This is a genomic window from Halomonas sp. BM-2019, assembly GCF_017584085.1.
This window is the reverse complement of the sequence record NZ_CP071922.1, coordinates 1,608,094-1,612,839: the sequence shown is the minus strand read 5'-3', so window position 1 is coordinate 1,612,839 and position 4,746 is coordinate 1,608,094. Positions and strand designations below refer to the sequence as shown.

At 48.9% G+C, this 4,746-nt stretch carries 4 protein-coding genes and 1 pseudogene; 4 read left to right on the top strand and 1 reads right to left on the bottom strand.

Going from position 1 to position 4,746, the window contains the following annotated elements:
- The first annotated feature begins 109 nt into the window (after positions 1–109).
- Positions 110–1,390 (top strand): citrate synthase, encoded by a 1,281-nt coding sequence (locus J5F18_RS08125; RefSeq protein WP_346301764.1) that lies wholly within the window; start codon positions 110–112, stop codon positions 1,388–1,390.
- A gap of 136 nt (positions 1,391–1,526) precedes the next feature.
- The gene (locus J5F18_RS08120) at positions 1,527–2,393 is read left to right on the top strand and encodes a homoserine O-succinyltransferase (RefSeq protein ID WP_346301763.1); all 867 of its coding nucleotides are present in this window, start codon (positions 1,527–1,529) and stop codon (positions 2,391–2,393) included.
- Positions 2,394–2,450: 57 nt separating this feature from the next.
- Here the strand turns inward: J5F18_RS08120 and J5F18_RS08115 are convergent, their stop codons facing one another.
- Complete coding sequence (locus J5F18_RS08115; RefSeq protein WP_346301762.1) at positions 2,451–3,746, bottom strand: aminotransferase class I/II-fold pyridoxal phosphate-dependent enzyme; 1,296 nt, start codon at positions 3,744–3,746, stop codon at positions 2,451–2,453.
- 381 nt (positions 3,747–4,127) lie between these two features.
- Between J5F18_RS08115 and J5F18_RS08110 the strand changes: the two genes are divergently transcribed.
- On the top strand, positions 4,128–4,454 hold the full coding sequence (locus tag J5F18_RS08110) for a biotin/lipoyl-binding protein (RefSeq protein WP_346301761.1): 327 nt from the start codon (positions 4,128–4,130) through the stop codon (positions 4,452–4,454).
- A 53-nt stretch (positions 4,455–4,507) separates the two neighbouring features.
- Positions 4,508–4,746: pseudogene (locus J5F18_RS08105) on the top strand (hypothetical protein); the annotation flags it as partial.

The window sequence follows — 4,746 nt, the reverse complement described above, 5'->3', positions numbered from 1 at the left end:
AGTAGTCATCCAAACGACTACCGTTTACGTTAAATTGACAGATACCCCCAAGATCAAGTAAAACTAGCGCACTTTTTTACCCCGACGCACAGAATACAAGGAGATTTCCATGGCTGAGCGTAACGCCACTATTCAAATCGATGGCAACAGTATCGAGCTGCCGGTGCTTTCAGGCACCGCCGGGCACGATGTAATTGATGTACGGACCCTTGGCAAGCACGGCTACTTCACGTTTGACCCTGGCTTCCTCGCAACCGGCTCTTGTGAATCAAAAATCACCTATATCGATGGTGACAACGGTGTTTTATTGCACCGCGGCTACCCCATCGAGCAGTTAGCAACCGAAGCTGACTACCTTGAAGTTTGCTATATGTTAATTCACGGTGAAGCGCCGTCTGCTGAGCAGTACGCAACCTTTAAGAAAACGATTACCAAGCACACCATGGTGCATCAAGGAATTCATGAATTTTTCGGTGGATTCCGTCGCGATGCTCACCCAATGGCTATGCTTTGCGCCGTTACCGGTGCGCTGTCGTCGTTCTATCATGACGACCTGAATATCGCTGATTCAGAACAACGTGTTCGCAGCGCTTATCGCCTGATTGCTAAGATCCCAACGATTGCAGCCATGTGCTACAAGCACAACATTGGTCAGCCGTTCGTTTATCCAAGCAACGAGTTAAGCTACTCTGAAAACTTCTTGAACATGATGTTCTCGGTTCCAGCTGAAGACTACAAAATCAGCCCAATCATTGCCAAAGCAATGGACCGGATCTTCACCTTGCACGCTGATCATGAGCAAAACGCATCGACCTCAACCGTTCGTTTAGCCGGTTCATCAGGCGCAAACCCATATGCCTGTATCGCTGCAGGTGTTGCGTCACTTTGGGGACCTGCGCACGGTGGTGCAAATGAAGCTTGTTTGAAAATGCTAGCGGAAATCGGTTCCGTCGATCGTATTCCTGAGTTCATCGCGAAAGCCAAAGACAAGAACGATCCGTTCCGCTTAATGGGCTTCGGTCACCGGGTATATAAGAACTTTGACCCGCGCGCGAAAGTCATGCGTGAAACCTGTCATGAAGTGCTTAGCGAGTTGAACATCAACGATCCGTTGTTGGACGTTGCCATGGAACTTGAGCGCATCGCACTTGAAGATCAGTACTTCGTCGAGAAGAAACTGTATCCGAACGTCGATTTCTACTCAGGCATTATCCTCAAAGCTATCGGTATTCCAACCAACATGTTCACCGTGATTTTTGCCCTGTCACGTACCGTCGGCTGGATTTCACATTGGCATGAGATGCTCAGCGAACCGAATCAGAAGATCGGTCGCCCTCGTCAGCTTTACACTGGTGAAGCGCAACGTGAGTTTAAGCCGCTCAACAAATAAGCTGCTGTTAGTTCGATAAAAATACCCCCATCACCGGTCGGTTTTGGGGGTATTTTTTTACCCGCTGATAAGTTGCTCTCGCATAGCACACGTGCGATTATGTTTTTTTATTTGTTGACGCGAGTTACACAATCCTATGCCCGTTCTGTTACACCGGCCATTGCCTGCAATTGAAACGTTACAAGCAGAGGGACTTGATCTACGTTATGCGCCGAAGGAACGCGGCGACATTCGCATTGGCTTTTTGAACCTGATGCCGGATAAAATAACGACGGAACGACAATGGCTGCGACTATTTGCCCAAGTCGATGCGACGATCGAGTTCCATTTTTTATTTTTGAATCGCTGGATCCCAAAAACAACGCCAATTGAGCACATTCGGCGCTACTATTCACCCGTCAGTGACTTGTTGAAGCTTGATGCTTTGGTAATTTCCGGAGCGCCGCTCGGTACCAAAGAGTATGAAGAAGTCGGCTATTGGGACGAACTTTGTGAAGTCTTCGACTATGCAGATGACATCGCCCAGACCACCTTGTATTTGTGTTGGGCTGCCAATGCTGCGTTTTTTCACGACTACAACATTCCTCGCAAGCAAAAAGCACGCAAAATTAGTGGTGTCTATGGTCATCGAATCGTGCGTCCTCACCCGCTAATCGAAGGCATACCCAACGGTGTACAGTTTCCTCACTCTCGCCACGCTGAAGCGCGCCAGCATCAACTATTTGCGCATAATGAGTTACAGGTTCTCTTACATGCTCCAAACGCCGGTGCATTTCTAGCAGTGGATGAATTGCGTCGGCGAGCCTTCTTACTTGGCCACCCAGAGTACGAAAGCGACACGCTATACAATGAATTTCGTCGCGACTTCGACAAAGGCTTGTTACCAACACCACCGGAATATTATTTCGTCGATGAAGAAGCCAGTGAGCTGCCTGAACCTTTTTGGCAAGAAAAAGGTGTGCGCTTGTTACAAAACTGGTTACGCAACTGGATTAGAAAATAAGAGCAGAACAAGGTCGATACGGCACATTAGCCGGATCGACCTTTTCCCGCGCTAATCTCAGGCACTTTTTAGGCTTGCTCGTTGCGAAGCCTGCAGTGCCTGTTCCAAGTCCGTAATAATATCGTCGATATGCTCGATACCAACCGATAGGCGCACGAGGTTCTCGCTCACGCCCGCTTTAGCCAACTCCTGCGGCGACAATTGCCGATGCGTTGTCGATGCTGGATGACAGGCCAACGATTTGGCATCGCCAATATTGACCAAGCGCAAGAATAATTGCAGTGCGTCGATGAAACTCACTGCCGCTTGATGCCCACCTTTGACCGCAAAGCTAAGAATACCCGAGCCTTTCCCTTGCGTGATTTTCTTTGCCAAGGCATGGTGTTTATCGGTCGCAAGGCCAGCATAATTCACCCACTCCACCGCGGGATGCTGCTGCAAATACTCAGCAACGCGTTGGGTATTCTCACAGTGACGCTCCATCCGCAAGGCTAAGGTTTCCAAGCCTTGCAAAAAGTTAAATGCACTTTGCGCGGAAAGCGCCGAGCCGGTATTCCGCAGCGGTACGACGCGAGCACGTCCGATAAACGCAGCTGGCCCCAATGCTTCGGTGTAGACCACGCCATGGTAGGATGGATCCGGTTGATTGAGTTGCGGAAATTTTTCCGGGTAATCAGCCCACGGAAACTTGCCACTATCGACAATAATGCCGCCAATCGTCGTGCCATGGCCACCAATGTACTTGGTCAGTGCATGCACGACGATATCCGCACCAAATTCAATCGGTTTACACAGCACAGGTGTGGGCACGGTATTGTCCACCACTAAAGGAATGCCGTGCGCGTGTGCAATCTCAGCTAATCGCTGAATATCGACGACATTACCTGCTGGGTTGCCGATAGACTCACAAAATAGCAGTTTTGTTTTATCGTCAATTAAGGCGGCGATGCCCGCGTAGTCATCCGCGTCCGCAAAGCGCACATCGATGCCTTGTTGGGGCAGTGAATGGGCGAAGAAGTTATATGTACCGCCATAGAGCTGACTGATACTGACAATATTGTCGCCGGCTGCAGTGATGGTTTGAATCGTGTAGTTAATCGCCGCCATACCGGATGCCACAGCTAACGCACCGACACCTCCTTCAATCGCGGCTAAGCGCTGCTCAAGCACCGCATTAGTCGGATTCATAATCCGCGAATAAATATTCCCCTCTTCTTTCAAGTCAAAAAGATCCGCACCATGTTGCGTATCACGAAAGGTGAATGAGGTGGTTTGATAAATCGGCACCGCTGCCGCGCGTGTCGTCGCTTCCGCCGAATAACCATGATGTAACGCTAATGTCTCTAACCGCATGTTGTAAACTCCTGATTGCATTTTTTGGCATTCTAGCCATTTAGCCATCTAAATGTCTACTATTTTTATTACGGCTCCGACCCCGAATTGATTTATTTCCGGCTCGGAGCCGCAATACGCGTTTCGGCTCCGACCCCGAATTCATTTTTATTCCGGCTCCGAGCCAAAATATCGTTCCATTTGTCGTACATCTGGCAAAATACGACTTCACGATTGTGAAATTAGCTACCTGTTAGCGAGATTAGCCAACAAAAACATCCATTAGCGACTTTTAATGGAACGCTATGTCATTAATAATCAATAACTTAATAATATTTTATTAGGTTGGCACGATTCTCGCATAATTAACGGAAAGTAACTTTTGAATGACGGACTATAAAAATGAACACTATCTTCGCTCGTACAGCTATTTTCGGACTCGCCAGTGCTCTGGTGCTCTCATTAACTGCCTGCGGTAACGCTGGCGGCGCTCACATGTCAAATCAGCAACCGGCTGCTGAACGAGGCGTTCCGGTTGAAGCCATGCTGGTCAGCCGCGGTGCGGTGCGCGCTAGCCTGCAAGCAAGTGCGATTCTTGAAGCTGAAGAAGAAACCGACGTTATTGCTCGTGTCAGCGGTATCGTCGAAGAAGTTTTGGTTGAAGAAGGTGATTATGTCGAACAAGGTCAACCGCTTGCTCGTATTGAGTCGGCACGTTATCGCCTCTAGTTCGTGATCAAATTGCAGCGGAACTGCGCGGTGTCGAACAAGAGTTAACCCGTATGAAGCAGCTTGCACAGCAGCAAATGGTGAGTACGGAGCAACTCGAGCGTTTACAGTCACGTCATGATGCGCTTGACGCCCAACTGCAAATCGCTCAACTCGACTTCAGCGAAAGTGTCATTCGTGCGCCAATTAGTGGTCATATTGCTCATCGTTTTGTCAAAACTGGCAACATGATTCAGGCTTATCAACAAAAAGCACTCTTTCATATCGTCAATGACAGTAACCTGCGCGCTAC